Below are 3285 nucleotides of genomic sequence, written 5' to 3' on the forward strand. Positions count from 1 at the left end.
GCTGCGCTCGCGGTTGGGCGAGCCCCTCTCGGGGCGTAGGAAAGGACTATCCGATGACCGCTACCGAAGACACCAGGACCGGGTCCGAGTCTGTCGATTTGTTTGTCAGTCCGCTCGGGCGGGTCGAGGGTGACCTTGATGTGCGGGTGACCATTGAGGACGGGGTCGTCACCTCGGCGTGGACCGAGGCGGCGATGTTCCGCGGCTTCGAGATCATTCTGCGCGGCAAGGACCCGCAGGCCGGGCTCATCGTCACGCCCCGCATCTGCGGGATCTGCGGCGGCAGCCACCTCTACAAGGCGTGCTACGCCCTGGATACCGCCTGGCGCACGCACGTACCGACGAATGCCACGCTCATTCGCAATATCGCGCAGGCCTGCGAGACGCTGCAGTCCATCCCGCGCTACTTCTACGCGTTGTTCGCCATCGACTTCGTCAACAAGAACTACGCCAAGTCGGCCCTGTTCGACGAGGCCGTCCGCCGGTTCGCGCCCTATGTCGGAACGGCCTATCAGAAGGGCGTCGTGCTCTCGGGCAAGCCGGTCGAGGTGTATGCGATCTTCGGCGGGCAGTGGCCGCACAGTTCGTTCATGGTGCCCGGCGGCGTCATGTGCGCCCCCAACCTGTCCGACATCACGCGCGCGACGGCGATCCTGCACCACTGGAAGGACAACTGGCTGGAGAAAGAGTGGCTCGGCTGCTCGATCGACCGCTGGCTGGAGAACAAGACGTGGGACGACGTGCTCGCGTGGGTCGACGAGAACGAGTCGCACTACAACTCCGACTGCGGCTTCTTCATCCGCTACGCCCTTGACATCGGGCTCGACAAATACGGGGCCGGCTGCGGCAACTACCTCGCCTCCGGCACCTACTTCGAGCCGTCGCTGTACGACCACCCGACCGTCGCCGGGCGCCAGAGTGCCCTCATTGGGCGCGGCGCGGTCTACGCCGACGGCAAGTACCACGAGTTCGACCAGGCGCGCGTCAGCGAAGACGTGACCCACGCCTTCTACAAGGGCGACCGGCCGCTGCACCCGTGGGAGGGCCAGACCGACCCGATCGACCCGGCGGTGGGCCGCGACCAGGGCAAGTACACCTGGGCCAAGGCGCCGCGGTACGACGTGCCCGGCCTGGGCCGGATCCCGCTCGAGGCGGGCCCCCTGGCCCGGCGGATCGCCGCCGCCGCGCCCGACCCGGCGCCGCACATGGACTCCGACCCGCTGTTCGCCGACATCATGGCGCGCATCGGCCCGTCGGTGTTCACCCGCCAGCTGGCCCGCATGCACGAGGCGCCCAAGTACTTCAAGTGGTGCCTGGACTGGCTGTCGCGCATCGACCTGCACGACTCGTTCTACGACAAGCCGATCGAGCACGAGTCCGGCAAGGGCTGGGGCGCCACAGAGGCCGCCCGGGGCGCGCTGATGGACTGGATCGTGCTGGAGAACGGCAAGATCGAGAACTACCAGGTCATCACCCCGACCGCCTGGAACATCGGGCCCCGCGACAGCGAGGGCGCCCTGGGTCCGATCGAGCAGGCCCTCATCGGCACCCCGATCGTCGACATGCACGACCCGGTCGAGTTGGGGCACGTCGCCCGGTCGTTCGACTCCTGCCTCGTGTGCACCGTGCACGCCTACGACGGCAAGTCCGGCAAAGAACTGAACAAGTTCGTCATCAACGGGATGGTGTGAGCCGTGCCGACGGCCGACTCCAGCGCGGGCCCGCAGACGGCGCAGGCGCCGCACGAGTTGCTCGACGACGGCTTCCCGCCGCCGGCGTGTGACCTGCTGGTCGTCGGCTGCGGCAACCTCCTGCGCGGGGACGACGCCGTCGGCCCGCTACTCATGCGCCGACTGTGGGAGCGGGGCGTGCCGGAGGCCGTGCGGCTGGTCGACGGCGGCACCGCCGGGCTCGACATCGCCTTCCAAATGCGGGGGGCCCAACGAGTTGTCATCGTCGACGCGGCGCGCACCGGAGCCGAACCCGGCACGGTGTACCGCATCCCGGCGCAGGAGGTCAGCGAGCTGCCGCCGCTGGACGGGCTGAACACCCACTCGTTCCGGTGGGATCACGCGCTGGCGTTCTCGGCGTGGCTGCTCGGGCCGGCACGGCCCAGCGACATCGTCGTCTACCTCATCGAGGGTCAGGACTTCGAGCCCGGCGAGCCGCTGAGCGAGCCGGTCGCGAAGGCGATGGAAGAGGTTGTGGAGCTTGTGGTGCGAGATGAGTACCCGCGGGGCGCTGCGGACGGGGCTGTGGGGACCCCGCCGCACGTCCCGCGGGTAGAGCTCACCGCCGCCGGATCGCTGCACCTCGACGCGCAGACCGCCGCCGCGCACCTGCCCTCGAACGCGTGCGTCGCCTCCTACACCGACGGAGTGCTGACGCTCCTGCCCCTGGTCGACGCCGGCCACGGCGGGCTGGTGCTCAAGCAGCGCACCCCGGCCGGAGACCGATCGGTGCTGTTGTCGGAGGTGCTCGGGTTCGTCGACCTCGAGGCACTGGCCGGCAGCTACCCGCTGGAGGTCGACGAGCGGGGCGGGATGCTGCGGGTGCGGCTGGCGGGCGCCGAGGCGGTGCCGTGACCGCGGTCGACCTGCAGGTCGTCGCCGAACACGGCCAGTGGGCCGTGTACCTCGTGCGGGTCGACGAAGCCGGGGCCGGGCGCGACCTGCTGCGCTGCTTCCGCTCGCAGCGGGAGGCCGAGGTGTTCGCCGACGCCGCCCGCCGATCCGCTTACCGCCGGAGCTTGCCGGACCCCTCCGGCGCGCCGATGAGACGAACAACGCAGGCCGACACCGATCCGCTTGGGCCGGAAGGAGATCGCCAGTGACACAGGCAACGCACCCGCCACAGGCGACGACAGAGACAGGGCCAACAGAGACAGGGCCGACCGCAACAGGGCCGACCGCACCAGCCGCCGGCGTGCGGCATCCGCAGCCGGTGGGCATTCACGCCTTTCCGTTGGGGCTGCGACTCATCGTCGATGAGACGGACCGCGCGGCCTTGCTCGCGGGCAGCGTCCGCGAGCCGTCGGCCGACGGCGAGGCCGGTGCCGACCAGGGCCTGGACGCGGTGGCCGCCTACAACGCCTTCGTGCTCGACCCGACGGCCGATCCGAGCGCCATCCGGGCCGGCCTGCCGAGGTCCGTGGCCGTCCTCGTCGACGTCGTTCTGTACACGGTCGGCTTGGCCGACACACCGCCCCCGGTGGACGAGGCCGCGGCCCCCGAGGTGCGGGCCGTCGTGCTCGCCGCGCTGGCGGGGGCGGCCACCGAGGCGGGC

Annotated in this window: 4 protein-coding genes; all 4 read left to right on the plus strand. The window is 70.4% G+C overall.

Features of this window, described 5'->3' with window-relative positions:
• The first annotated feature begins 146 nt into the window (after positions 1-146).
• Positions 147-1691 (plus strand): nickel-dependent hydrogenase large subunit, encoded by a 1545-nt coding sequence (locus KILIM_RS20565; protein ID WP_217997148.1) that lies wholly within the window; start codon positions 147-149, stop codon positions 1689-1691.
• Between the two features lie 3 nt (positions 1692-1694).
• The gene (locus KILIM_RS20570) at positions 1695-2585 is read left to right on the plus strand and encodes a hydrogenase maturation protease (protein WP_006594685.1); all 891 of its coding nucleotides are present in this window, start codon (positions 1695-1697) and stop codon (positions 2583-2585) included.
• A complete protein-coding gene (locus KILIM_RS20575) occupies positions 2582-2833 on the plus strand; it encodes a hypothetical protein (protein ID WP_006594686.1) in 252 nt (83 codons plus the stop codon). Before KILIM_RS20570 ends, KILIM_RS20575 begins: the two co-directional genes overlap by 4 nt.
• A 110-nt stretch (positions 2834-2943) precedes the next feature.
• Positions 2944-3285 (plus strand): hypothetical protein (locus KILIM_RS20580; protein WP_217997149.1); only part of this gene is annotated, 342 nt, incomplete at its 3' end.

The sequence above is a fragment of the Kineosphaera limosa NBRC 100340 genome (assembly GCF_000298215.1).
Taxonomy (GTDB): domain Bacteria; phylum Actinomycetota; class Actinomycetes; order Actinomycetales; family Dermatophilaceae; genus Kineosphaera; species Kineosphaera limosa.